21 protein-coding genes and 1 riboswitch are annotated in these 25,292 nt (G+C 68.6%); of the genes, 16 read left to right on the top strand and 5 right to left on the bottom strand.

The window, feature by feature from the left end:
- Positions 1-30 precede the first annotated feature (30 nt).
- From AC30PD_RS22975 to AC30PD_RS23020, 10 genes are all read left to right on the top strand, one after another.
- Complete coding sequence (locus AC30PD_RS22975) at positions 31-861, top strand: substrate-binding periplasmic protein (protein ID WP_489538028.1); 831 nt, start codon at positions 31-33, stop codon at positions 859-861.
- Between the two features lie 61 nt (positions 862-922).
- A complete protein-coding gene (locus AC30PD_RS22980; RefSeq protein ID WP_489538029.1) occupies positions 923-1,588 on the top strand; it encodes an amino acid ABC transporter permease in 666 nt (221 codons plus the stop codon).
- A 10-nt stretch (positions 1,589-1,598) separates the two neighbouring features.
- Positions 1,599-2,258 carry an amino acid ABC transporter permease gene (locus tag AC30PD_RS22985; RefSeq protein ID WP_489538030.1) on the top strand — a complete coding sequence of 220 codons (660 nt, stop codon included), beginning with the start codon at positions 1,599-1,601 and terminating at the stop codon, positions 2,256-2,258.
- On the top strand, positions 2,255-3,016 hold the full coding sequence (locus tag AC30PD_RS22990) for an amino acid ABC transporter ATP-binding protein (protein WP_489538031.1): 762 nt from the start codon (positions 2,255-2,257) through the stop codon (positions 3,014-3,016). The genes AC30PD_RS22985 and AC30PD_RS22990 overlap by 4 nt, the downstream gene beginning before the upstream one ends.
- Before the next feature lie 22 nt (positions 3,017-3,038).
- Positions 3,039-4,250: a D-mannonate dehydratase ManD gene (gene manD, locus AC30PD_RS22995; RefSeq protein ID WP_489538032.1), complete on the top strand. Its 1,212-nt coding sequence runs from the start codon at positions 3,039-3,041 to the stop codon at positions 4,248-4,250.
- Between the two features lie 4 nt (positions 4,251-4,254).
- A complete protein-coding gene (locus AC30PD_RS23000) occupies positions 4,255-5,667 on the top strand; it encodes a mannitol dehydrogenase family protein (protein ID WP_489538033.1) in 1,413 nt (470 codons plus the stop codon).
- Between the two features lie 86 nt (positions 5,668-5,753).
- Entirely contained in the window at positions 5,754-8,558 is a 2,805-nt protein-coding gene (locus tag AC30PD_RS23005; RefSeq protein WP_489538034.1) for an ATP-binding protein, read from the top strand.
- Between the two features lie 14 nt (positions 8,559-8,572).
- On the top strand, positions 8,573-9,616 hold the full coding sequence (locus AC30PD_RS23010) for a serine hydrolase domain-containing protein (protein WP_489538035.1): 1,044 nt from the start codon (positions 8,573-8,575) through the stop codon (positions 9,614-9,616).
- 187 nt (positions 9,617-9,803) lie between these two features.
- Positions 9,804-12,689: a hypothetical protein gene (locus tag AC30PD_RS23015; protein ID WP_489538036.1), complete on the top strand. Its 2,886-nt coding sequence runs from the start codon at positions 9,804-9,806 to the stop codon at positions 12,687-12,689.
- Positions 12,690-12,772: 83 nt separating this feature from the next.
- Positions 12,773-13,231, top strand: a complete 459-nt coding sequence (locus AC30PD_RS23020; protein ID WP_489538037.1) for a DUF995 domain-containing protein — start codon at positions 12,773-12,775, stop codon at positions 13,229-13,231.
- 37 nt (positions 13,232-13,268) lie between these two features.
- Here the strand turns inward: AC30PD_RS23020 and AC30PD_RS23025 are convergent, their stop codons facing one another.
- The 3 genes from AC30PD_RS23025 to AC30PD_RS23035 are packed head-to-tail and all read right to left on the bottom strand — an operon-like array spanning position 13,269 to position 16,141.
- Positions 13,269-14,690 carry an NAD(P)(+) transhydrogenase (Re/Si-specific) subunit beta gene (locus AC30PD_RS23025; RefSeq protein ID WP_489538038.1) on the bottom strand — a complete coding sequence of 474 codons (1,422 nt, stop codon included), beginning with the start codon at positions 14,688-14,690 and terminating at the stop codon, positions 13,269-13,271.
- Positions 14,687-15,007, bottom strand: a complete 321-nt coding sequence (locus AC30PD_RS23030) for an NAD(P) transhydrogenase subunit alpha part 2 (RefSeq protein WP_489538039.1) — start codon at positions 15,005-15,007, stop codon at positions 14,687-14,689. Before AC30PD_RS23030 ends, AC30PD_RS23025 begins: the two co-directional genes overlap by 4 nt.
- 3 nt (positions 15,008-15,010) lie before the next feature.
- Positions 15,011-16,141, bottom strand: a complete 1,131-nt coding sequence (locus AC30PD_RS23035) for a Re/Si-specific NAD(P)(+) transhydrogenase subunit alpha (RefSeq protein WP_489538040.1) — start codon at positions 16,139-16,141, stop codon at positions 15,011-15,013.
- A gap of 141 nt (positions 16,142-16,282) precedes the next feature.
- Here AC30PD_RS23035 and AC30PD_RS23040 point away from each other — a divergent pair, with 141 nt between their 5' ends.
- On the top strand, positions 16,283-16,786 hold the full coding sequence (locus tag AC30PD_RS23040) for an NUDIX hydrolase (protein WP_489538041.1): 504 nt from the start codon (positions 16,283-16,285) through the stop codon (positions 16,784-16,786).
- Positions 16,787-16,799: 13 nt separating this feature from the next.
- On the opposite strand, the gene ribB is transcribed toward AC30PD_RS23040, so the two are convergent.
- On the bottom strand, positions 16,800-17,480 hold the full coding sequence (gene ribB / locus AC30PD_RS23045; RefSeq protein WP_489538042.1) for a 3,4-dihydroxy-2-butanone-4-phosphate synthase: 681 nt from the start codon (positions 17,478-17,480) through the stop codon (positions 16,800-16,802).
- A 161-nt stretch (positions 17,481-17,641) separates the two neighbouring features.
- Positions 17,642-17,788: riboswitch (FMN riboswitch) on the bottom strand.
- A gap of 83 nt (positions 17,789-17,871) precedes the next feature.
- Here ribB and mnmA point away from each other — a divergent pair.
- On the top strand, positions 17,872-18,975 hold the full coding sequence (mnmA, locus tag AC30PD_RS23050; RefSeq protein WP_489538043.1) for a tRNA 2-thiouridine(34) synthase MnmA: 1,104 nt from the start codon (positions 17,872-17,874) through the stop codon (positions 18,973-18,975).
- Positions 18,976-18,994: 19 nt separating this feature from the next.
- Here mnmA and AC30PD_RS23055 read toward each other — a convergent pair whose 3' ends face one another.
- The gene (locus AC30PD_RS23055; RefSeq protein WP_489538044.1) at positions 18,995-19,624 is read right to left on the bottom strand and encodes a CAP domain-containing protein; all 630 of its coding nucleotides are present in this window, start codon (positions 19,622-19,624) and stop codon (positions 18,995-18,997) included.
- Between the two features lie 354 nt (positions 19,625-19,978).
- On the opposite strand from AC30PD_RS23055, the gene AC30PD_RS23060 reads away from it, so the two are divergent.
- The 4 genes from AC30PD_RS23060 (at position 19,979) to AC30PD_RS23075 (ending at position 25,292) form a co-directional block, all read left to right on the top strand.
- Positions 19,979-20,518 (top strand): methylamine utilization protein, encoded by a 540-nt coding sequence (locus AC30PD_RS23060; protein ID WP_489538045.1) that lies wholly within the window; start codon positions 19,979-19,981, stop codon positions 20,516-20,518.
- Positions 20,515-23,007: a bifunctional diguanylate cyclase/phosphodiesterase gene (locus AC30PD_RS23065; RefSeq protein WP_489538046.1), complete on the top strand. Its 2,493-nt coding sequence runs from the start codon at positions 20,515-20,517 to the stop codon at positions 23,005-23,007. Before AC30PD_RS23060 ends, AC30PD_RS23065 begins: the two co-directional genes overlap by 4 nt.
- A 65-nt stretch (positions 23,008-23,072) precedes the next feature.
- Positions 23,073-23,714, top strand: a complete 642-nt coding sequence (locus AC30PD_RS23070) for an FMN-binding negative transcriptional regulator (protein WP_489538047.1) — start codon at positions 23,073-23,075, stop codon at positions 23,712-23,714.
- 81 nt (positions 23,715-23,795) lie between these two features.
- Positions 23,796-25,292 (top strand): MDR family MFS transporter, encoded by a 1,497-nt coding sequence (locus AC30PD_RS23075; protein WP_489538048.1) that lies wholly within the window; start codon positions 23,796-23,798, stop codon positions 25,290-25,292.

Below are 25,292 nucleotides of genomic sequence, written 5' to 3' on the forward strand. Positions count from 1 at the left end.
GGGTTTTCATTTCACTGACGGAGACGAACCATGAAGCTGCTTTCCACCCTGCGACTGACGGCCGTGCTGTCGGGCCTTGCGCTCGCCGGCCACGTGCTGGCCCAGACCGTGCCCGCCCCGGGCGCCAGCGCGCGCATCGACGCGATCAAGAAAGCCGGCGTGCTGCGCGCCGCCGTGCTCTCGAACCCGCCTTGGCTGGTCGAGAACACCACCGGCTCAGGCGACGCCTGGGCCGGCCCGGCCTGGCTGCTGGCGGTCGAAGCCGCCAGACAACTCGGCGTGAAGCTGCAGCCGGTGCCGGTCTCGCACGAGACCAAGGTGCCGGTGCTGGCATCGAACCAGGCCGACATGACGATCTCGCCGCTCTCGGTCACGCCCGAGCGCCTGAAGGTGGTCGACTTCGTGACCTACTCGAAGACCGCCCTCTGCGTGTTCGGCCGCGCCGACAACCCGAAGGTGGCCAACGCCAAGTCGATCGACGAATTCAACCAGCCCGGCGTGACGGTCGCCTACTTCACCGGTGGCGGCGAAGAGAACTGGGTCAAGAAGCGTTTCCCGAACGCCACGCTGCGGGGCGTGTCCACCGCCGGCACGGCTGCACCTGTCGAAGAGATCATGGCCAAGCGCGCCGACATCACGCCGATCAACCGGGTGCCCTGGCAGGCGCTGAACCGCAAGGTCAAGGGCCTGAAGGCGCTGCCCGAAGGCAACAACTGCCAGGACAGCAACGAGATGGCCACGCCCATCGGCCTGGCGATCGACAAGAACCAGCCCGAGTACCTGAACTGGCTCAAGGCGGTGAACGACGGCATGAAGGCCAAGCTCGACGCCGACGAGGCGCGAATCATCGGGACGATGTAGGTCCAGGTCCACGCTCATACCCCACCCTGCCCTCCCCGCCTGCGGGGAGGGTTCCATATCGATGGATCTCGACTTCTCCCCGCTGCTGGAAAGCTGGCAGTACCTGCTCGGCGGCCTCGGCTTCACGCTGCTGCTGTCGGTGCTGACGGCCGCCGGTGCGCTCGTGCTCGGCACCGCGCTCGGCCTGGGCCGTGTGTACGGGCCGGCGTGGCTGCGCTGGCCCATCGTCTTCTACATCGACACCCAGCGCGCGGTCCCCGTGCTCGTGATCCTGGTGTGGTTCTACTTCGCGGTGCCGATCCTCACCGGCATCAGCTTCCACCCGTTCTGGGCAGCGCTGATGGCGCTCACGCTGCACATCGCCGCCTACGTGGCCGAGATCGTGCGCGCCGGCATCGAGTCGATCCGGCCGGGGCAGGTGCGCGCCGCATTGGCGCTCGGCATGTCGCGGGTGCAGATCGTGCGCAAGGTCGTGCTGCCGCAGGCGCTGGTGCGCATGCTGCCGGCCTTCGGGTCGATCCTGTCGATCACGATCAAGGACACGGCCATCGCCACCGTGATCGCCGTGCCCGAGCTGATGAAGCGCGCCGAGACCATCGCCGGGCAGAGTTACCGGCCGATCGAGGTGTTCACGGTGGTCGCGGTCATCTACTTCATCATCCTGTTCCCGGGAACACGCCTGATCGACATGCTCTACAAGCGCGTCGCGCACCTGGGGCGATCGTGAGGGCCGGCCGATGAACCTCGACTGGTCGATCATCTGGACCCACCGCGACGACCTGATGCACGGCGCGATGCTGACCGTGCTGCTCACGGTGCTGACGATGGCGGTCGCGGTGCCGGCCGGCATCGTGCTCGCGCTGATGCGCTTGTCGAACTCGAAAGTGCTTGCCACCGCGAGCCAGTGGTTCGTCGAGTTCTTTCGCAACCTGCCGCTGATCCTGGTCGTGTACTGGGCTTTCTACGTGATGCCGGTGCTGCTGCACATCCAGTTCTCTGCCTTCACGACCGGGCTGGTGGCCTTGTGCCTGAACGTGGCGGCCTACAACGCCGAGACCTTTCGTGCCGGCATCAACTCGATCCGCAAGGGCCAGCTCGAAGCGGCGATGTCGGTCGGCATGAGCCGCTGGCAGGCCATGAAGACCGTCGTGATCCCGCAGGCCTGGCGGCGCGTGCTGCCGGTGCTCGCGAGCACCTGGGTCTCGCTGTTCAAGGACACCTCGCTGGTCTCGGTGATCGCGGTCGGCGAGCTCGCCCACGTGGCCTTGCAGATCCGCTCGCAGAGCTTTCGCGTGCTGGAGATGCTGACCGCGATGGCCGTCATCTACTGGCTGATGGGTTACCCGCAGGCCAAGCTGGTCGACTGGGTTCAGAAGAAATTCGAGGTCAAGGAATGACACGCAAAGGTGCCAACGAGCCGCCCGTGGTCGTGTACGAGAACGTGCGCAAGCTCTACGGCGATTTCGTCGCGCTCGACGGCGTCGACGTGCAGGTCAACAAGGGCGAGGTGATGTGCCTGATCGGGCCGTCGGGCTCGGGCAAGTCGACGCTGCTGCGTTGCACGAACGCGCTCGAAACCTTGAGCGGCGGGCGCGTGCTGATCGACGGTGTGCCGCTGCCCACCGACGAACGCGAAGCGCGCAAGGTGCGGCAGAAGATGGGCATGGTGTTCCAGAACTTCGAGCTCTTCCCGCACAAGAGCGCGCTCGACAACGTGGCGATCGGCCCGGTCACCGTGCTCGGCATGAACGAGAACGAAGCCCGCCAACGCGCGATGGCGCTGCTCGAGAAGGTCGGCCTCGCGGCGAAGGCGCACAACTTTCCGAGCGGCCTGTCGGGTGGCCAGCAGCAGCGCGTCGCGATCGCGCGCGCGCTGGCGATGGAGCCCGAGGTGATGCTGTTCGACGAGCCCACCTCGGCGCTCGACCCCGAGACCATCGGCGAGGTGCTGAACGTGATGAAGCGCCTGGCTGAAGAAGGCATGACCATGGTCGTGGTCACGCACGAGATGAGCTTCGCGCGGCGCGTGGCGAACTGGGTCGTGGTGTTCGACCACGGCAAGGTCGTCGAGCAAGGCCCGCCCGAACAGATCTTCGACGCGCCGCATGCCGAACGCACGCGCGATTTCCTGAGCCACCTGGGCTGGAACGGCTGAACCTCTTTCGAGAAGAACGAACATGAAGATCACCAACGCCAAAGTCATCGTCTGCTGCCCCGGCCGCAACTTCGTCACGCTGAAGATCGAGACCGACGAAGGCCTCACCGGCATCGGCGACGCCACGTTGAACGGCCGTGAACTCGCGGTCGCGGCCTACCTCACCGAGCACGTGATCCCGTGCCTGATCGGCCGCGACGCGCACCAGATCGAAGACATCTGGCAGTACCTCTACAAGGGCGCGTACTGGCGCCGCGGGCCGGTGACGATGAGCGCGATCGCGGCCGTCGACACGGCGCTCTGGGACATCAAGGCCAAGGCTGCGAACCTGCCGCTGTACCAGCTGCTCGGCGGCAAGAGCCGCACCGGCGTGATGGTCTACGGCCACGCCAACGGCAGCGACATCGAACACACCGTCGACGAGGTGCTGCGCTACAAGGCCGAGGGCTACAAGGCGATCCGCGCGCAGAGCGGCGTGCCGGGGCTGGAGAAGGTCTACGGCGTGGGCCGCGGCACGATGTTCTACGAACCGGCCGATTCGGATTTGCCGAGCGAGCACGACTGGTCGACCTCGAAGTACCTGAACCACACGCCCAAGCTCTTCGAAGCGGTGCGCAATGCTGTCGGCGACGACATCCACTTGCTGCACGACGTGCACCACCGCCTCACGCCGATAGAGGCCGGGCGCCTGGGCAAGTCGCTCGAACCCTTCAACCTGTTCTGGATGGAAGATGCGACGCCGGCCGAGAACCAGGAGGCCTTCCAACTGATCCGCCAGCACACGACCACGCCGATCGCGGTCGGCGAGATCTTCAACACGATCTGGGACTGCAAGGACCTGATCGAGCACCAGCTCATCGACTACATCCGCGCGACGGTCGTGCATGCGGGCGGCATCACGCACCTGCGCCGCATCGCCGACCTCGCCTCGCTGTACCAGGTGCGCACCGGCTGCCACGGCGCGACCGACCTGTCACCGGTGTGCATGGGTGCGGCGCTGCACTTCGACCTGTGGGTGCCGAACTTCGGCATCCAGGAATACATGCGCCACACCGACGAAACCGACGCCGTGTTCCCGCACGCGTACACGTTCAACGACGGCATGCTTTACCCGGGTGACGTGCCTGGCCACGGCGTGACGATCGACGAAGCGCTGGCCGCGAAGTACCCCTACCAGCGCGCCTACCTGCCGGTGAACCGGCTGCAGCACGACGGCACGCTGTGGAACTGGTGAGGCGATGAGCGTGCAGCGCCTGCAGCCCGGCGCCGTCGAAGCGCCCTACGACCGCGCCCTGCTCGCGAGCGGCATCGTGCACCTCGGGGTCGGCGCGTTCCAGCGCGCCCACATGGCGCAGGCGACCGAAGCAGCGATGCTCGCCACCGGCGACCTGCGCTGGGGCATCACCGGCGTGTCGCTGCGCAGCGCCGAAACCCGCGACGCGCTCGCGCCGCAGCAAGGCCTGTACACGCTCGCGATCCGCGATGCCGACGAACACGCTGTGCCGCGCGAACGCCTGCAGGTGATCCACGTGCTGCGCGAGCTGCTGGTCGCGACCGAAGACCCGGCTGCGGTGCACGAGCGCATCGCGAGCAACGCGACGCGCATCGTCAGCCTCACCGTGACCGAGAAAGGCTACCTCGGCACCGAACCCGGCAGCACGATCGCCGTGCTGAGCCAGGGCCTCGCGTTGCGCTTCGCACGCAGCGAGGGCGGCATCACGCTGATGTCGCTCGACAACCTGCCGAGCAACGGCGAGGTGCTGCGCGAGCGGCTGCTCGCGCACGCCCGCAGCGTCGACCCGGCGCTCGCCGAGTGGATCGAAGCACACTGCAGCTTCCCGTGTTCGATGGTCGACCGCATCGTGCCGCGCACCACCGACGCCGACCGCGAAAGCATCTCGGCCCGGCTCGGCCTGCAAGACGCCTGGCCCGTCGTCGGCGAGCCGTTTTTCGACTGGGTGATCGAAGACCGTTTCGCCGCCGGCCGCCCTGAGTGGCAGCATGGCGGCGCCCGTTTTGTCACTGACGCCAAACCCTTCGAGACGCTCAAGCTGCGCATGGTCAACGGGGCGCACTCGGCGCTCGCCTACCTCGGCGCGATGGCCGGCTGGCGCACCGTCGACCGGGCGGTCGCCCAACCGGCACTGCGCCGCTACCTCGACGCGCTGATGCTTGAGGAGATCGCGCCGACGCTGCCCACGCTCGCCGGCCTCGACCTCGACGCCTACCGCGCCCGCTTGCTGCAACGTTTCGCCAACCCGGCGCTGCAACACCAGACCCGCCAGATCGCGATGGACGGCTCGCAGAAGCTGCCGCAACGCCTGCTCGGCAGCGTGCGCGACCGGCTCGCGGCCGGTGCACCGATCGAGCGCCTGGCGCTCGCGGTCGCGGCGTGGCTGCACTACCTGCGGGGCGTCGACGAATCGGGCGCGCGGCACGAGATCCAGGACCCGCTCGCGCCCGCCCTCGCCGCCGAACTATCGCGCGCTGAGGCCGCCGGTTCGGTGCAGGCCACGGTCGCAGGCTTCACGTCGTTCGAGCCGGTCTTCGGCGCGCTCGGTCGCGAGCCCCGTTTCGTCGAGGCGGTCGCGCGGCAACTCGCCAGCCTTCGGCAACGCGGCGTGCTCGCCACGCTCGAAGGTTGGCCCTGAAGTCGCCCCGGTTTCGGGGATGACGCTGCAAGGGGGCGCATCCCTAGAATTGCAGTGCGCCGCCCCCGGTGCATGCCTTGGACGCGATGAACCTTGTCTCCCGGCCCGACGCGCCGCTCGCCGCCCCACGAACCGACTCCGCAGCGCCTGCAGACCACGAATTGCCGGCGCTGTGGCACGTTCGCCTGCTCGGTGGCCTGAGCCTGGGCGACGGCACCCAGACCCTGTCGCGCCTGCCGAGCCGGGCCGTCACCGCACTGCTCGCGCGCCTGGCCCTGGCGCCCGACCGTGCGCACCCGCGCGAAGAACTGATCGAGCTGCTGTGGCCCGGCGTGGCGCTCGACGTCGGCCGAAACCGGCTGCGCCAGGCCTTGTCCACGCTGAAAGGTGTTCTCGAACCGGCCGGCCGGCTGCCACCCCAGCCGGTCTTGACGGCCGACCGCATCAGCGTGCGCGTCGTGCCCGGCAGCCTGAGCTGCGACGCCATCCGCTTCGAGCGCGCCGCCCGGGCCGGCCAGGCCGCCGCCGCGCGCGCGCTGTACCGCGGCGAGCTGCTGCCCGGTTTCTACGACGACTGGATCGACGAAGAGCGCCTGCGCCTGGCCGCGCTGCACGACCGGCTGGCAGAAGCGCCGGCGACGGAGCCTGCATCGGTCACGACGCCCACGCCCGCCCCCCCGAGCGGCGCCCGCATTTCGCTGCCCACCTACCTCACCCGCGTGTTCGGCGCCGACGAGCAGGCGGCCCGGCTGCGCGGCCTGGTGCTGGCGCACCGCCTGGTCACCCTGATCGGCCCGGGCGGCAGCGGCAAGACACGGCTGGCGGTCGAGATGGCGCATTCGCTGCGCGACAACGCCGGCTGGCCGGTGCCGGCCGCCGAAGCGCTCGCGCCCTTCGACCTGATCGCCTTCGTGCCGCTGGCCGCCTGCAGCACCCGCGCGCAGGCCTGCGACGCGCTCACCAGCGCGCTGCAGATCGCGCCGCGCGGTGATGACCCGCTGCTCGCGCTGACCGATGCGCTCGCCGGGCGCCGCGCGCTGCTGCTGCTCGACAACTTCGAGCAGCTCGTCGGCCAGGCCCAAGACCTCGTCGCCCAGCTCGTCGGGCTGTTGCCGGCGCTGCACGTGGTCGTCACGTCGCGCCGCGCGCTCGGCCTCGACGGTGAACGTGAGCTGGCGGTGGCCGCGCTCGAGCTGCCGCCCGCGGGTGCCGATGCCGGCAACGCGGCGGGCAACCCGGCGATCGCACTCTTCATCGAACGCGCCCGCGCGGTGCGCGCCGACTTCCACTTCAGCGCGCGCAACGGCGCGGCGCTGGTCGAGCTGGTGCGTGCGCTCGACGGCATGCCGCTGGCGATCGAGCTGGCCGCATCACGCGTGCGCAGCATCGCGCCGGCCGACATGCTCGCGCGGCTGCGCGGTGCCGGCACGCCACGGCTCGACCTGCTCTCGCGCAGCGGCCCGCGGGGCGCGCTCGATTCGCGCCACGCGTCGATGCAACGGGTCATCGAATGGAGCTGGGAACTGCTCGGCCCGGCGCAGGCGCGGCTGCTTTGTGCCTTGACCGTGTTCCCCGACGGCTTCACCGCCGCCTCGGCCGCGGCACTCGTGGCCGACGAGCCTTTCGACGCGCAGTTGTTGCTCGACGAGTTGGTGGCGAACTCGCTGGTCCACACCCACGCCGGCACCGATGAAGCACTGCGTTTCGGCCTGTACCCGCCGATCCGCGAATACGCGGCCGCACGCCTGCCGCCGCCCGAGGCGAGCCATTGGCGGGCCCGGCTGCGCACCTGGGCCGTGGGCTGGGCGCAGGCCTTGCCGCGCACGCCACCCCTGGCCGAGCTGCGCACCGAACTGCCGAACCTGATGGCGGCGCTGGCGAGCGCCCTGGCCGACCACGCGCCCGAAGACGCGATCCACTTGCTGCTGGCGCTGCGCCGTTGTGTCGAAGACGTCGAATGGCCCGCGGAAGGCCTGGCCCAGGCGCAGGCCGCTGTCGCGCAGTGCGCCGACCCGGTCTTGCAGGCGCGCGGCCATGCGGTGCTCGGCCCGATGCTGTTCACCGCCGGCCAGGGCGAGGCTGCGCTGCGCCACGCCGAACTCGGCGTGCAGTGCACGGCGCTCGGCGCCGGCCAGCGCGCCCGCGCCTTGCACTCGTTGGCGCGGGTGCGCTGGCGCAGCGCGCGGCGCGCCGAGCAGGTCGAGCCGCTGCTCGACGAAGCACAGTCGCTCGCCGTGCCGGGCAGCGAGCCCGAGTTGCGCGCCAGCCTGCTCGCGTTGCGGGGCTTCGTCACCAACGCGCACCACCATGACCACGTCGAAGGTGAGCGTCTGCACGCGCAGGCGCTGGCGCTGTGGGAACAGCAGGGCAACGAACACGCGATCAACAGCGGGCGCTACAACCTGGCCGTGTGTGCGCAGAACGCGAAGCGCCACGAAGCTTCGCTGCAACGCCTGGCGCCGATCATCGCCAGCGCCCGCGAGCTGCACGACTGGCGGCGCCTGAGCCAATCGCTCAACGTCAAGGGCAATGCCCACAGCGAGCTGCACGACTGGCCGCAGGCCGTGGCCGACTACCGCGAGTGCATCCGCGTGGCCTGGGCCAGCATGGCCTCGTTCGACCTGGCCCACGGCCTGTGGAACCTGCCCCGCGCGCTGGCGCATCTGCACCAGCCCGAGAACGCGGCGCGCCTCGCGGCCTTCGCCGCCGCGTTCTGGTGCGCGCGCTTCGGCGAACTGACCACCCGCGACCGGCACGACCTGCGGCGCGTGCGCCGGCTCGCGGCCTGCCAGATCGGCAGCGCGCGCGTCGAGGCGCTGTGGGCCGAAGGCGAGCGGCTCTCGTTGTCGCAAGCGGTCGCCTTGAGTCTCGACCCTGTGGCGCTGAACTGAATGGAACCCCGGTGATGACCCGACGCAACATCGTGATCGCCGGCGCCACGCTGGCGGCCGACCTTTCCCTGGCTGCCGCGCCGGATTGGCCCACCGCGCCACCCGAGTCGACGGGGCTGCGGCCCGACGCCGTGGCCGAAGCCTTGCGGGCCGGCGAAGCCCTGCCGGGGCTGCGCGCGCTGCTGGTCGCGCGCCACGGCATGCTGGTGGCCGAGCGTTACTACGGCGGCAGCCAAGCCGACGACTTGCAGGCGATCAACTCGGCCACCAAGAGCGTGTGTTCGATGCTCGTGGGCCTGGCGCTGCGCGACGGCCGTATCAAGAGCCTGGACGAAACCGTGGCTCAGCTCATTCCCGAAGCGGTGGCCGAGGTGCCCGGGTCGCCGATGGCGCCCGTCACCCTGCGCCAGCTGCTGGCGGGCCGATCCGGCCTGGCATTCGACCCGATGCAGTACGGCCAGCTCGCCCGCGCCAAACCGCTGGCGCGCTGGGCCCTCGAGCGCCCGGCCGAGCCGGTGCCGGCGCCGGGCTGGTCTTACAACGACGCGCTGGTCGCGCTGATTTCGCCGATCGTCGAACGGGCGCAGGGCGCCGACCTGGCGGCGCTGGCGCAACACCAGCTGTTCGAGCCGCTCGGCATCCATCGCTTCGAGTGGCGGCGTGACCGTGACGGCCACCCGGTGGCTCCGGCGGGCCTGGCCCTTCGCCCGCGCGACCTGCTCAAGCTCGCAGCGCTGATGGCCGACGGCGGCCGCTGGCACGGTGCGCAGGTGCTGCCCGAATCATGGGTGAACGAGAGCCTGGCGCCACAAGGCCCGGCGACATGGCGGGTCGGCGCCGTCACCGACATCGGCTACGGCCTGCTGTGGTTCACCGGGCAGTTGCATGGCCACCGCATCGCCTGGGCCTGGGGTTATGGCGGCCAGTTCGCGCTGCTGGCGCCCGAATTGAAGCTGGTGGTGGCCACCGCCGCCACATCGCCTTCGACGACAGCGCTGCGCGAGCAGACCAGCGCAGTGATGGCGCTGGTGGGCAAGGTTCTGCTCGCCGCCGCCTGACGCGAGCACGGCGCGCCCCTCCATCGCGTTCCCCCGGGGTTGAGGGGGGTTCAAGCGCGAAGTCAGCCGCAAAAAAACGTCGCCACTAACGATTTCAGCGCTGCGCCGCTAGCGTTCGCCTAACGCTCGGCTCCGATCCTTCGTTGCACCGGCCCGCATCGGGCCTTCGACGAAACGGAGCGAGCACATGAAGCACCACGAGATCGACCAACCCCTGAACCCGCTGCGGCGCAAGCTGCTGCTGGGCTTGCCGAGTGGACTGGCGCTGTCCACGCCATTGGCGCTGATCGGTTGCGGCGGCGGGGGTGATGACGGCGGCAGCACCGAGGCGGCTTCCGACAACAGCCTGCACGACAGCGGCCGGGCCTTCGCCGGCGACACCGGATTCACCGAGGTGACGGTCGGCGTCGAGCTGCCCGCCGGTGTGACGGTGCCTGCCGGCGGGCTGGCGGCACACACGCTGCTCGGCGGGTTCGGGGTCATGAGCGCAGGAACGGCGACGCTGCGCGTCGCCTTTGCCGGCCCGCAGCTCGCCACGCTCTACACGGCGGACAAGCTGCCGCTGCTGTTCGGTTTCGTGGGCGACGGCCTGCCGCCGCTGTCGGCACGCAGCACCGCCACGGCGCTGATCGCGTTCGCGCTCGGCACCGAGTGGGTCGAAGGCTCGACCAGCCGCGCCTGGATCGCCGAGGTCCACGCGAGCACGGCTGCCGCCACGCTGGCGGATGTGATCGCGGCCGAGCTGGCCGCCGACGTCTACGCGGTGGCCGGCAGCAACCGCGCCATCGACGCTGCGCTCGTCGACGCCGTGCGCACGCTGCTGCCCGCGGCCGCGACGGCCACGCCCTCCGCAGAGCGGGCTCGGCCTTACGGCATCGGCGTCAACCCGCCGAACCCTGCCAGCGGCGTGCAGCCGGTCATCGCCGAGGCGCTCAACACGATCTATGTGCAGAACGAGAAGCTGCGCCGCGCCTGGTACGTGGTGCACCGCGAAGGCCACGTCGCGGCCGACGGCAGCGTGGTGCCCGATGCCGGCCGCACGGTCGTCGTCTCGGGCGACATTCCGATGTTGCCGGCCTTCGACAGCGCCAGCAGCATCATCGGCTCGGTGACGACCGCGCTCTACGCGGGCGACGACACCGGCCTCGCTTTTTCGAAGACCGCCGAGACGACGCTCGTGCTCTCGCCGGAAGGCGCACGCAACACGAACTTCAGCACCACCGTGCTGATGGCGGGCAACTCGAAGCTCGGCTACGACCAGGCCGCGTTCGACAAGCTCACTTACGAAGAGAAGCTGAAGATCGACATCAGCCTGTTCAGCCCCGAGAACCTCGGCCTGCAGACACTGATGATCGACCTGCTGATGCCGATGTTCATGTCGTGGCTCGGTGGCAAGGTGAGCGACGTGGGCGGCGGCGCGGGGCCGCGCGAATGGAAGCAGAAACTCCAGATCGCACTGATGGGCCAGTTGCTGGGCGTGCTGAGCACGACGCTGCCGCCGATCGTCGCCAAACTCAAGGATACGAAAACGTATCCCGAGTACGGTGTGGTGGCCGCACTCACGGAAATTGCGCGCACCCACCTCGTGGTGTTCGTCGACGTGCCGGTGCCGGGGCGTGCCCAACCGGTCTCGCTGCCGGCGCTCAGCAAGTTCTCGATCAGCATGCTGCTTCTGCTGCTGAAGTACATCGCCTACGAAAAACTCAGCGTCGCCAACGGCGAGGCCTTGTTGAATTTTCTCGAAGGCGATGCCAACGACGCCGGCGAGCGCAAGTACTCGTGGAACGTGGGCAAGGGCGCCGACGGCAAGGACAAGCTCGTCCACTTCGACAAGGAGAACCTGGCCTTCGCGGGCATCGGCGTCGCGATGAAGGCGCTCGGCACGGTCGACACGATTCTGGGCAACGTGGGCAAGCTGCGCGCGGCGATCGACATCGGCAGCAGCAAGCTGCTCGAGACCTGGGACGTGAAGGTCACGAAGCCGAAGCTGCGGCTGAACCCGGCGCCATTCGAGGTGAAAGACACGGGCGTGGTCTACCCGATCAAGGCCGAGATCGTCGACAACGACAACGACATCTACGGCAACGAGAAGGGTTCGTTCCGCTTCGACTGGGTCTGCACCGGCCTGTACGGCGACCTGTTCAAGCGCAACGGCGTCGACGGTGCGGCGCAAGAGAAGAACCGGTTCAGCACCAGCAACGCCAACGCGACCACCGATTACCTGGCAACAACGCTGGACGACGGCGCCGGCCCGGAAACGATCACCGTGACGGCCTACTTCGAGCCGATCGGCTCGGGCAAACCGGCCGAGCTGATCGGCACCGTGAGCTCCACGGTGAACTTCAAGAAGCCCTTCAACCTGCGCATCAACCCGCCAGGCCCGACCGACGTGCCGAACGACACCGACTTCGGCCTGATCGCGGCGTTCAAGGAGAACGTGCCCTACGGCAGCACCGTGGCCTGGACCTGGTCGCACTCTGGCGTTGGCTCGCTCGCCGAAGTGGCGGCCGACTCGAACCCGGCCGACAGCCAGGTCACGTTCAAGTCGGGCGCCAACGAAGGCGCATCGACCGTCACGGTGCGCGCCACGCTGTCGGTGCCCGCGGCCTACGGCATGCCCGCCCGCACCTTCGAGTGCCAGCCGGTCAGTACGACGCTCAACGTGAAGAAGGGCCTGAAGACGCTCAAGCTCACAGGCGGCTGGACCATCGACACGACCTACGAGCCCTACGTCTGCGGGCGGTGCGGGCCGGGTGGTTCACCGACCAACGAAACCGGCTTCTCGGTCGCCGCCTACGTCGTGATCCCGAAGGTGGCCGGCGCCAAGAGCTACAGCGTGCTGCTGGAAAGCCCGACGCCCGACGTGCGGGGCGGCGTTCCGTTCCCCAGCACGCGTGGCTTCACGCCGACCAGCCTGGGCAGCGTGATCGACAAGGGTGGCGTGTACTGGTCGGGCTTGTCGGGCCTCAGCGGCACCGTCAGCCGCGAGACCGGCGGCGGCCCCGACAGCGGCTACACCTGGATGAACGGCCGCTTCGGCGCCATGACGGTCACCGTGACGGTGACGCTGTAGCCGCCCCCGGCATGCGCTCGCTCGATCACGGACACCCGGTCTTCATCGTGACCATCACCCTCGCCCCCTGAAAGGAAATGAAGATGAACTCACTCACCCGACAATTCGCCGGCCCGCTGGCCGCACTTTCCCTTTGCGCCCTGGCCTCGGCCGCAGCACAGGCCCAAGAGGCCACCGCGGTGCTGCGCGACCTCGATGCCGCAGGCCGGGTCACGCTCACCAAGGACGAACTGACGCAGCTGCTGCCCGGCGCCAAGATGAGCCGCCTCACCGGCAAAGGCAACACCAACGCCTGGAAGAACGATGCCGACGGCACCTTCATCGTCTCGTCGGACAACCGCGACCAGGCCGGCTTCAACAGCACAGCATCGGGCAAGTGGCACATCTCGGAAGACGGGCGCTACTGCGTGCTGATCGAGTGGCGCAGGAACCCCACCGAAGAATGGTGCCGTTACGTGGTGAAGGCCGGGGCCGACTACTACACGACGCGTTCGGACAAGAACGCCACCGAGAGGGTCTTCAAGGTGACGATCTCGAAGTAGGCGCGAGGCGCGGCGCCCGAGGGCGCCGCTCGCTGCACTACTCGATCGCCTTGACCATGTCTTCGACCACCTTCTTCGCGTCGCCGAACACCATCATGGTCTTGTCCATGTAGAAGAGTTCGTTGTCGAGGCCGGCGTAACCCGCCGCCATCGAGCGCTTGTTGACGATGATGGTCTTGGCCTTGTAGGCCTCGAGGATGGGCATGCCGTAGATCGCGCTGCCCTTGATCATGGCGGCCGGGTTCACCACGTCGTTGGCGCCGAGGATGATCGCCACGTCGGCCTGGCCGAATTCGCCGTTGATGTCTTCCATCTCGTGCACCTGGTCGTAGGGCACTTCGGCTTCGGCCAGCAGCACGTTCATGTGGCCCGGCATGCGCCCGGCCACCGGGTGGATCGCGTACTTGACGGTGATGCCCTTCTCGGTGAGCTTGGCGGCGAGCTCCTTCACCGCGTGCTGGGCGCGCGCCACCGCCAGGCCGTAGCCCGGAACGATGACCACGGTCTCGGCGTTGCCGAGCACGAAGGCGGCGTCGTCGGCGCTGCCGCTCTTGACCGGGCGCTGCTCTTTCGCTGCACCACCGCCGCTCGTGGCCTCGCCGCCGAAGCCGCCGAGGATCACGTTGAAGAACGAGCGGTTCATCGCCTTGCACATGATGTACGAGAGGATCGCGCCCGAGCTGCCCACCAGCGAGCCGGCGATGATCAGCATCGCGTTGTTCAGGCTGAAGCCGATGCCGGCCGCAGCCCAGCCCGAGTAGCTGTTGAGCATCGAGACGACCACCGGCATGTCGGCGCCGCCGATCGGGATGATGATCAGCACACCCAGCACGAAAGCCAACGCCAGCAGCGCGTAGAAGTCGAACCAGCTCTGGCTGTCGACGAAACCGTAGATGAAGAACAGCAGCGCCAGGCCGAGCACCAGGTTCAGGATGTGCTGGCCCTTGAACTGCACCGGCGCGCCCTGGAACAGGCGGAACTTGTAGGTGCCGCTGAGCTTGCCGAAAGCGATCACCGAGCCGCTGAAGGTGATCGCGCCGATGGCCGCACCGAGCGCCAGCTCGAGCCGGTTGCCGGCCGGAATGGGCACGCCCTTGGCGACGATCGCGAACGCGTGCGGCTCGGCCACGGCGGCCACGGCGATGAACACGGCCGCCAGGCCGATCATGCTGTGGAAGAACGCCACCAGCTCCGGCATCTTGGTCATCTCGACGGTCTTGGCGCGGTAGGCGCCATAACCGCCACCGGCCACCAGGCCGAGCAGCACCCACGACAGGCCGCTGGCGGTGCCGGCGAGCTTGACGATCAGGGCGCCCGTGGTGACCGCGGCGATCGCCATGCCGGTCATGCCGAAGACATTGCCGCGGATCGAGGTGGTGGGGTGGCTTAAGCCCTTGAGCGCCTGGATGAAGCAGACGCTGGCGATCAGGTAGAGCAGCGTGACGAGGTTCAGGCTCATTTGCCTTCCTCCTTCACGGCGACCTTCTTGTCCTTCTTCTTGAACATCTCGAGCATTCGCCGGGTGACCAGGAAGCCGCCGAAGATGTTGACCGCGGCCAGCGCCACGGCGAGCACGCCCATGGTCTTGCCGAGGCTGGTTTCGGTGAGCGCCGCCGCGAGCATGGCGCCGACGATCACGACCGCCGACAGCGCGTTGGTGACGGCCATCAGCGGCGTGTGCAAGGCGGGGGTCACGGTCCAGACCACGTGGTAACCGACGTAGATCGCCAGCACGAAGATGATCAGGTTGGTGAGGGTGGGGGAGACGAGTTCCATGTGTTATTTCCTCTTCACTTCACCGGCCTGCGTCATCAGGCATGCGGCCACGATGTCGTCGTCCATCGGCACGTGGAACGTGCCCTCTTTCGTGATCACGAGCTTCAGGAAGTCGAGCACGTTGCGCGCGTAGAGCGCGCTCGAGTCGGCCGCCACCAGCGCCGCGAGGTTGGTTTCACCGACGATGGTGACGCCGTGCTTCACGACCGTCTTGTCGGCTTCGCTGAGCGGGCAGTTGCCGCCGACACCGTTGGCGCCCTTGCCGGCAGCGATGTCGACGATCACCGAGCCCGGCTTCATCGACTTGACCATGTCTTCGGTCACGAGCACCGGCGCGGCGCGGCCCGGGATCAGCGCGGTCGAGATCACGATGTCGGCCGCGGCCACACGCTTGGCGACTTCGACGCTCTGGCGCGCGAGCCAGCTCGGCGGCATCGGCTTGGCGTAACCGCCCACGCCTTCGGCCGCTTCTTTTTCTTCGGGCGTGTCGTACGAGACCTCGATGAACTTGGCGCCGAGCGACTCGACCTGTTCTTTCACCGAGGGGCGCACGTCGCTCGCTTCGATCACGGCGCCCAGGCGCTTGGCCGTGGCGATGGCCTGCAGCCCGGCCACGCCGACACCCAGGATCACGACCCGCGCCGCTTTGACGGTGCCGGCCGCCGTCATCAGCATCGGGAAGAAACGCTGGTAGCGGTCGGCCGCGATCATCACGGCCTTGTAGCCGGCGATGTTGGCCTGGCTCGACAGCACGTCCATGCTCTGTGCACGCGTGGTGCGCGGCGCCGCTTCGAGCGCGAAGCTGGTGACGCCGGCACCCGCGAGGCGGTGCAGGCCGTCGGTGTCGAACGGGTTCAGCATGCCGACCAGGTTGGCGCCGGTCTTCATTTGCGAGAGTTCGCTGTGCAGCGGTGCCCGCACCTTGAGCACCAGGTCGCAACCCAGCGCGCCGGCGGCGTCGGTGATCTCGGCGCCAGCGGCTTCGAATGCCGCGTCGGTCACGCTGGCGGCCACGCCGGCCCCCGATTGCACGCGGATCGTGTGCCCCTGCGCCTTCAGCTTCTTGGCCGTTTCGGGCGTGACGGACACGCGCGTTTCACCGGCCGCTGTCTCGAGCGGTACCCCTATGAGCATGGATGCCTCCTCAGGCGCTTTTATGTTGGAACTCTCGAACAGGGGCGATTTTGCCGTACCTTGAGCCCCCTGCACCAATGACCGCGGTCAAGCGCGCCGCAACCGGGATGAACCCCGAGGCTGCGGGCTACCATCGTGGCCATGGCCGACCGCTGGAAACCGAGTGTCACCGTCGCTGCGATCATCGAGCGTCGCGACGGCGACACGATCCGCTTTCTGCTCGTCGAAGAGCACACACCCGAAGGCCTGAAGCTCAACAACCCGGCCGGGCACCTCGACCCCGAAGAGTCGCCGCTGCAGGGCGTGGTGCGTGAAGTGCTCGAAGAGACCGCCTGCGTGTTCACGCCCGACCGGCTGGTCGGCGTGTACCTGTCGCGCTTCCAGCGCCCGGCCCGCGGCGAAGACGTGACCTTCGTGCGTTTCGCCTTCGGCGGCAGCGTCGGTGAACCCGACCCGGGCCGACGACTCGACGAAGGCATCGTGCGCACGCTGTGGATGAGCTTGCCCGAGCTGCGTGCGAGCCGTGAGCGCCACCGCAGCCCGCACGTGCTGGGCTGCATCGAAGACTTCGTGGCCGGGCGGCGCTACCCGCTCGACACGATCACGACCGACGCTTCGGTCTACGTGCCGGAAATCAAGCGCTGATTCCGGCGGCCGCTCAGGCCGTCACCGCCTCGCTGTCGCGCCGAAAACTCACCAGCTCCTCGATGGTCAGCATCGGGTAGCCGTGGCGGCGCGAGAACGCGACGAGCTCGTCGCCTTTCATCATGCTGCCGTCTTCGTTCATCAGCTCGCACAACACGGCCGCCGGCTGCAAGCCTGCGAGGCGCGCCAGTTCGACCGCGCCTTCGGTGTGGCCGCGCCGCTCGAGCACGCCGCCGGGCGCCGCGCGCAGCGGGAACACATGGCCCGGGCTGACGAGGTCGGCGGCCGTGGCGCCGGCGGCGATCGCGGTGCGGATGGTCGTCACGCGGTCGGCCGCGCTCACGCCGGTGGTAACCCCTTCGCGCGCTTCGATCGACACGGTGAAGGCTGTGCCGTAGCGGCTGCCGTTGTGACTCACCATGGGTGGCAGCGCGAGTCGCTGCAGTTCTTCGTCGGTCATGCACAGACAGACGATGCCCGAGCACTCGCGGATCAGCGTGGCCATCATCGGCACGGTGATGCGGTCGGCCGCGACGATGAGGTCACCCTCGTTCTCGCGGTCGTCGTCGTCGAGCAGCACCACGGCGCGGCCGTGGCGGATGGCGTCCAGCGCGATCCTCAGTCGAGGCGGCATGGGGCGGGTGTTGGCAGAGAGTTGAGACATTGAAACGCTCCTCGTTTGAACGAAAAACATTCCAGGGCGCGCAAACGCAGTTCGGCCACGCCGGGGGGAACAGCGCAGACAAGCGGCATCGGCACATCTTCTTTCATCCGGACTGTGCCGCCGAAGCGAAGCACCTGTGCAACTGTGCAGCGAAGGCGGCACATTTCTCCGCCTGCTCTGCGCAACTGCGTAGGCGCTTCGTTCCGGCGGAGAACCGTCGGCCTCGGCATCTCACCGAATCTGCTGACCCCTTCATCGGGAGATGAAGGGCGCTCGCGGGCTCGTGGCTTGCGCCACACACCGCCGGTGGGGAATTCCACCCCGCCCTGAAGACGTGTGCCGGCCTTTCGGTCGGCGCCGCGATCTTAGGACGGAGGCCTTACCCGCACGCGTCGCGGGGGCGACACCTAAAATTGCAGGCATGAAACCCCAGCGTGTCGTCGTCGGCCTGTCGGGCGGCGTCGATTCGGCCGTCACCGCCCTGTTGCTCAAGCAGCAGGGGCACGAGGTCGTGGGCATCTTCATGAAGAACTGGGAAGACGACGACGACAGCGAGTACTGCTCATCGAACGTCGACTTCGTCGACGCGGCCGCGGTGGCCGACGTGATCGGCATCGAGATCGAACACGTGAACTTCGCGGCCGACTACAAGGACCGGGTCTTCGCCGAGTTCCTGCGCGAATACCAGGCAGGGCGCACGCCCAACCCCGACGTGCTGTGCAACGCCGAGATCAAGTTCAAGGCTTTTCTCGACCACGCGCTGCGGCTGGGCGCGGGCAAGATCGCCACGGGCCACTACGCCAGGGTGCGCGAACGCGATGGCAAGTTCGAACTGCTCAAAGGCCTGGACCCTCTGAAAGACCAGAGCTACTTTCTGCACCGACTCACGCAGGCGCAGCTGGCCAAGACCCTGTTTCCGGTCGGTGAACTGCCCAAGACCGAGGTGCGGCGCATCGCCGAAGAAGCGGGCCTGCCGAATGCGAAGAAGAAGGACTCGACCGGCATCTGCTTCATCGGCGAGCGCCCCTTCCGCGAGTTCCTGAACCGCTACCTCGCCAACACGCCGGGGCCGATCAAGGACGACCGCGGCCGCACGATCGGCGAGCACGTGGGCCTGAGCTTCTACACGCTCGGCCAGCGCAAGGGCATCGGCATCGGCGGCTTGAAGGAACGCGGCGCGGCGCGTGGTGGCCACGAGCATGCGCCCTGGTTCGTGGCACGCAAGGACATGGCGGCCAACACGCTCTACGTGGTGCAAGGCCACGACCACCCATGGCTGCAGTCGCACCTGCTCACGGCCGACGATGCGAGCTGGGTCGCGGGCCAGGCACCCTCGGCCGCCGCGCTGAGCGCCAAGTCGCGCTACCGCCAGGCCGACTCCAGTTGCCGGCTGGCCAGCGCTGCGGGAGGCGCGTTCGAGCTGCGCTTCGAGCAGGCGCAATGGGCCGCCACCCCGGGCCAATCGGCCGTGCTCTACGACGGCGAGGTGTGCCTGGGGGGTGGCGTGATCGCGGCCACCGCGTGAAGGCCGGGCGACGGAACGCTCAAGGCGCCTTGCCCAGGTCCATGGTCCAGTAGGTGTTGTAGCTCGAGGTCGCCGTGCCGGGCACGCAGGCCACGCCGACCTCGGTGAAGTTGGCGCTCATCAGGTTCGCGCAGTGGCCGTCGCTGTCGACCCAGCCGTTCATCACCGAATCGATGCCGGCGTAACCCGCCGCGATGTTCTCGCCCAACCGGCTCCAGCTGTAACCCGCCGCCGTGACGCGGGTGCCCAGGGTGCGCCCGTCGGCGCTGGTGTGCGAGAAGTAGTTCAGCGCCGCCATGTCGGCCGAATGGGCGCTGGCGGCGCTGGTCAGCGCGGCGTTCCAGCGCAAGGCCGGCACCGGTGGCAACACGCCGTTGACTCCGCAGTTCGCGCCCGCCGCCCGCACGGCGTTGATGCGCGCCAGCATGGTGGCCGCGAAGTCGGCGATGCCGCAGGTGGCGGCGGCAGCCGGTGCTGGTGCTGGTGCTGGTGCTGGTGCTGGTGCTGGTGCTGGTGCTGGTGACGGCGCGGGCGCCGTCGCGGTCGGCTCGTCGCTGCCACCGCCGCCGCAGGCCGCCAGCAACAGCACGGCGCCGAAGAGTTCGGCCAGCAAGGCAGTGCGCACGCGGGTTGGTTCAAGGTCGTTCATCGGCTCGCAGGCTACCGATTGCGCCGCGGTTCAGGGGTAATCAGCGGTGAGTAAACGTGTGTGCGTCGATCGCACTCGCGGCCAGCGTGAATTGCGGCACGTCGCAAGTGCACGGTGCCCCGCGCGATGCCGGCACGGCGCCGGCCAGTGCGGCAGCATCGTGTGCGAGGGCCCCTGCACGCGTTCGTCGGTCGAACGAACTCAAGTCAAGGGCGCGTTCGCCGATAGCTCCGGCAACCCTGATCGCCACGCACTGTGCAACCCGACCCCGTGATTTCTGCTTTTCGTTCCGCTCCGCGTCTGTGTGCTGGGCTTCTGCTGGCTGCCCCTGCCCTGGCCGTTCAGGCCGCTGCGTTGAACCTGAGCGTCAGCGATGGCGCCGGCAAGCCGCTGCTTGACGCGGTGGCGCTGCTCGAGCCGGCCGCGGGCAAGGTGGCCGTGAAGCCGATGGCCGACGTGGAGGTCTCGCAGGCCAAGCGCCAGTTCGCGCCGCGGGTGACGCTCATCACGGTGGGCACGAAGGTCACGTTTCCGAACTTCGACACCGTGCGCCACCACGTCTTCTCGTTTTCGCCGATCAAGACCTTCGAGCTGAAGCTGTACGCCGGCGTGCCCAACGCACCCGTCACCTTCGACAAGCCCGGCGTGGCCGTGCTCGGCTGCAACATCCACGACAACATGGCGGCCTGGATCGTCGTGGCCGACACGCCCTGGTTCGGGCGCAGCGCCGCCAACGGCAAAGTGCGCATCGACAACGTTCCGGCGGGTCACTACCGCCTGCGCCTGTGGCATGCCGGCCTCGGCCCGGGCATCGAGCCCGCGCCCGTGGCGATCACGGTCGGCGCCGCCGACGTGGAGCACAACGCACGCCTGGCCGTGAGCAGCGAGCCATGAACGCGCCCGCGATCGGCCTGTGGTCCCGCAGCACGGGCTGGGTGAAGAAGTCTCTGGGCGCACGCATCGTCGTCGTGTTCCTGGGCCTGCTGCTGGTGGTGCAGATCGCGAGTTTCTGGGCGATTCGGGCGAGCCTGTGGAACCAGGCCCACCGAGAGTTGCCCGAGCAACTCGAACTCGCCGACAACATCTTGCAGAGCGTTGTGGAACGCCGCGCCCAGCGCCTGATCGACGGTGCCGAAGTGGCGGCCGCTGACTACGCCTTCCGCGAAGCCGTGGCCAGCAACGACGCCGAGACCATCGCCTCCGCATTGGCCAATCACAGCCGACGTGTGAAGGCGACCGAGGCGGCGCTCTACGGCACCGATTTCTCGCTGCGCGCGGCCACCGGCAAGCTCCAGACCAACATGGGCCCGCTGGTGGCCCGGCTTGGCGCGCGTGCCATGGCCGAAGGGCGCGGCGGCAGCCGCGCGAGCGAGATCGCACTGATCGGCGGCAAGCCCTACCAGATGGTGATGGTGCCGATGAAGGCGCCGGTCGTGGTCGGCTGGGTGATGATGGGTTTCCCGCTCGACGACCAGCTCGTCACCACCATGCAGGCCATGTCGGCGCAGAGCCTGAAGCTGACGCTGCTGAGCCGCAACGAGCCGGGTGCGCCCTGGCACGTGGACGTGACGCGCCTGCCGCAGGACCAGGCCGAACAGCTGGCCCGCCAGCCCTGGCTCTCGCTCCCGGCCAAGGGCCAGATGGATTCGGTCGACGCCATGGGCGAAGAACTCGGCGTGCGCCCGCGCTGGTTGACCGCACGCGGTGCGAATGCTGCCGCTGGCGAGTCCGGCGTGGTCGCCCTCACCTCGATCTCGATCGACGACGCGGTGCGCCTGCCGCACTTCCTGCAGGTGGCGCTGCTCAGCATCACGCTGCTCGGCATCGCCGGGTTCGCGCTCGGCAGCGTGTTCACGGCACGGCGCGTCACCACCCCCTTGCGCCAGCTCACCGAGTCGGCCGACCGGCTGGGCGCCGGTGACTTCGACACACCGATGGGCGGCCTGAACCGTGCCGACGAGCTGGGCCAGCTCGCGCAATCGTTCGAGCGCATGCGCGTGAACGTGTCCGACAAGCAGCAGCAGATCCTGAAGCTCGCCTACTGGGACAGCCTGACCGGCCTGCCCAACCGCGTGCAGTTCCGCGATGCGGTGCAGGCGGCCATCGCCGAGGCCCAGGCCGCCGCAGCCGCCGACCCGGCGGCCCGCCCGACCGTGGCTGTGCTGATGCTCGACCTCGACCGCTTCAAGCATGTGAACGACGTGCTCGGCTACCGCTTCGGCGACCTGCTGCTCAAGCGTGTGGCCGAGCGGCTCGGCCAGGACAACGTGCGCGGCGACGACATCGTGGCGCGCCTGGGTGGCGACGAATTCGCGGTGCTGCTGCGTCATGGTGACGCCGCACTCGCGGCCTCGGTCGCGCAGCGCATCACACGCGCGTTCGACGCGCCGCTCACGCTCGAAGAGCACACCGTCGACATGGGCGCCGGCATCGGCATGGCCTGCTGGCCGGAACACGCGACCGACGCCGACGTGCTGCTCAGCCGCGCCGAAGTGGCCATGTACGCGGCCAAACGCAAGAGCGACGGGCCGTTGATGTACCACGCCGCCATCGACGCCGCGAGCGCGCAGACGCTGTCGTTGCTCACCGAGCTGCGCAGCGCCGTCGACCGCAGCGAGTTGCGCCTGTACCTGCAGCCCAAGCTGATGCTCGAGACCGGGCGCGTGGGCGGCGCAGAAACGCTGGTGCGCTGGATGCACCCGCAGCGTGGCCTGGTGCCGCCGATGGAGTTCATTCCGTTCGCCGAACAGACCGGTTTCATCCGCAACCTGACGATGTGGGTCTTCGAAGAAGCTGCGCGCCATTGGTTGCGGCTGCAGGCCGAAGGTCTGCCGCTGGTGCTCTCGGTCAACCTCTCGACACGCGACCTGCTCGACCAGGACCTGCCGCAGAAGTTCGACGCGTTGCTCGTGAAGCACCGCGTGCCCGCCGAAGCCTTCTGCCTCGAGATCACCGAGAGCGCGATCATGGACGACCCGCAGCGCGCGCTTGCCACGCTGAACCGCCTGAGCGGCCTGGGCTTCAAGCTCTCGATCGACGACTTCGGCACCGGCTACTCATCGCTCGCCTACCTGAAGCGCCTGCCGGTCGACGAACTCAAGATCGACAAGTCTTTCGTGCTCAGCATGGAGACCGACCTCGACGACGCGAAGATCGTGCGCTCGACCATCGACCTGGCCCACAACATGGGCCTGACCGTGGTGGCCGAAGGCGTGGAAAACGCCAAGGTCTGGGAGCTGCTGCGCGAACTCGAATGCGACGAAGCCCAGGGTTACCACATGGGCAAGCCGATGCCGGCCAACGAGTTCCAGGCCTGGTCGATCGGTTGGGCCAACAAGCACCGCCCGCGTCCGGCCGCAGGCGCAGGGGCCGTGCTGCACTGACAGCGACAGCGGCTGGTGCACACTCGATGCGTGGCTCGCCGAGCCCGCATCGCACAGGGCCGACCATGTACCTTCCGTCCCACTTCGAAGAAAAGCGCCCCGAGGTTCTGCATCAGCTGATGCAGAACCACCCGCTGGGCCTGCTGATCACGCAGGGCGAAAGCGGCCTGCAGGCCAACCCGATCCCCTTCATCCACGAGGCCGACCCCCGCGGTGGCTCGGGCGTGCTGCGTGCCCACGTGGCACGTGCCAACCCGGTCTGGCGCGAAGCCCGCACCGACACCGAATCGATCGTCGTGTTCCAGGGCCCGCAGGCCTACATCTCGCCTGGCTGGTACCCGAGCAAGGCCGAGCACGGCAAGGTGGTGCCCACCTGGAACTACTGCATCGTGCAGGGCCGCGGGCTGTTGCGCGTGATCGACGATGCGGCCTGGGTGCACGCTTTCGTCACGCGGCTGACGCAAGAGCACGAAGCCACGCAGGCCCGGCCCTGGGCGGTGAGCGACGCGCCGGCCGACTTCATCGCGGCCACGCAGCGGGCGATCGTCGGCATCGAGATCACACTCACGGCGCTCACGGGCAAATGGAAAACGAGCCAGAACCGGTCGGCGGCCGACCGCGACGGCGTGGCCCGCGGCCTGGCGCAGCGCCCCGGATCCGATGCGGCCGACATGGCCGCGCTCGTGGCCGGCAGCGGCAAGGCATAAGCGGTCCCGCGCGCGACCCCGGCCGACACCGGGGCATCGTGTTTGCGGCATGCTCTCGCCTCGCTCCCGGACCGCCTTGCCTTGAACCCAGACTCGCCCGTACTCACCCCGCCGCAACTGCGCGCCGCCACCGCGGCCGTGATGATGACCATCCTGCTGGGCGCGCTCGACCAGACCATCGTCAGCGTTGCCGTGCCCACCATCGCACGCCAGCTCGGCGGCTTCGAGTGGATGGCGTGGGTGATCTCGGGTTACCTGATCGCGTCGACCGCCGTCACGCCGCTGTACGGCAAGTTCAGCGACCTGTTCGGGCGGCGCAAGGTGATGAGCTTCGCGATCATCCTTTTCCTGCTGGCTTCGGTGGCTTGCGCGCTCGCGCAAACGCTGCCGCAACTGGTGCTTGCGCGGGTGCTGCAGGGCGCGGGCGGCGGCGGGCTGATCACAATGGCGCAGTCGGTCATCGCCGACGTGGTGCCGCTGCGCGAGCGCGGGCGCTACCAGAGTTACATCAGCATCGTGTGGGCGGTGGCGAGCATGCTCGGGCCGGTGGTCGGAGGCGTGCTCACCGAGTACCTGTCGTGGCCGTGGATTTTCTGGATCAACCTGCCGGTCGGCCTGGTCGCGCTGATGCTTGTGCGCAGCTCGCTCGGTGCGCTGCCGGTGAAACGCGGCACGCCGAAGATCGACGGCGCCGGTGCCTTGCTGCTGCTGAGCGGCCTCACCGCCTTCCTGATCCCGATCACCCGCGTGGGCCAGGGCACACCGTGGAACGACGCGGCCAACGCGGCCGGCTGGGCGGTCGCGCTGGTGCTGCTGGTGCTCTTCATCGTGCAGCAGCGTCGCCACCCCGACGCGATCGTGCCGATGGCGCTGTTCGGCAACCGCACCGTGGTGGCGTGCTGCGCACTGCTCTTCGTGTGCTTCTTCAACTTCATCGCGCTGTCGGTGCTGGTGCCCTTGCGGCTGCAACTGGTCGCCGGTTACTCGGCCGCCGACGCGGGGCTGTACTTGCTGCCGATGACGCTCTCCATTCCCGCCGCCGCGTTCCTGAGCGGGCGCTGGCTGTACCGCACCGGGCGTGTGTTGCCGGCGCAGCGCCTGGGCGTGGTGCTCGTGCCGCTCGGCCTGGCCGCGCTCGGCTTCACGGGGCCGACCAGCCTGCTTGCCGCCGTGGCGCTCGTCGTCGTGGGCATCGGCATGGGCCTGCAGATGCCGACCACGCTGATCACGGTGCAGCAGTCGGTACCACGCGAACAGATCGGCACGGTCACGGCACTCACCGCGTTCTTTCGCCTGCTCGGCGGTGCGATCGGCATCGCGGTGCTGAGCTCGGTGGCGCTGCTGCTGTTGCGCGGGCATCTGCCGGCTGGCGTGACTTCTCTCGCTGGCGAAGGCTTGGGCGCGATGCTCGACGCCGCGCGCACGGCCCACGGGGCTTCGCTGGGCAGTGATGGCGCCTTCCGGCAGGTGATGTTCGTCAGCGCGCTGGTTTCGCTGGTCTCGCTGTGGCTCGCCTCGCGGCTGCCAGACATTCGCCTGCACGAGGCCGCCCGGCCCGGCCCGCAAGAACAGGCCTGA

Origin of the sequence: Rhizobacter sp. (genome assembly GCF_032229685.1) — a bacterium.
Classification (GTDB): domain Bacteria; phylum Pseudomonadota; class Gammaproteobacteria; order Burkholderiales; family Burkholderiaceae_C; genus LMDS01.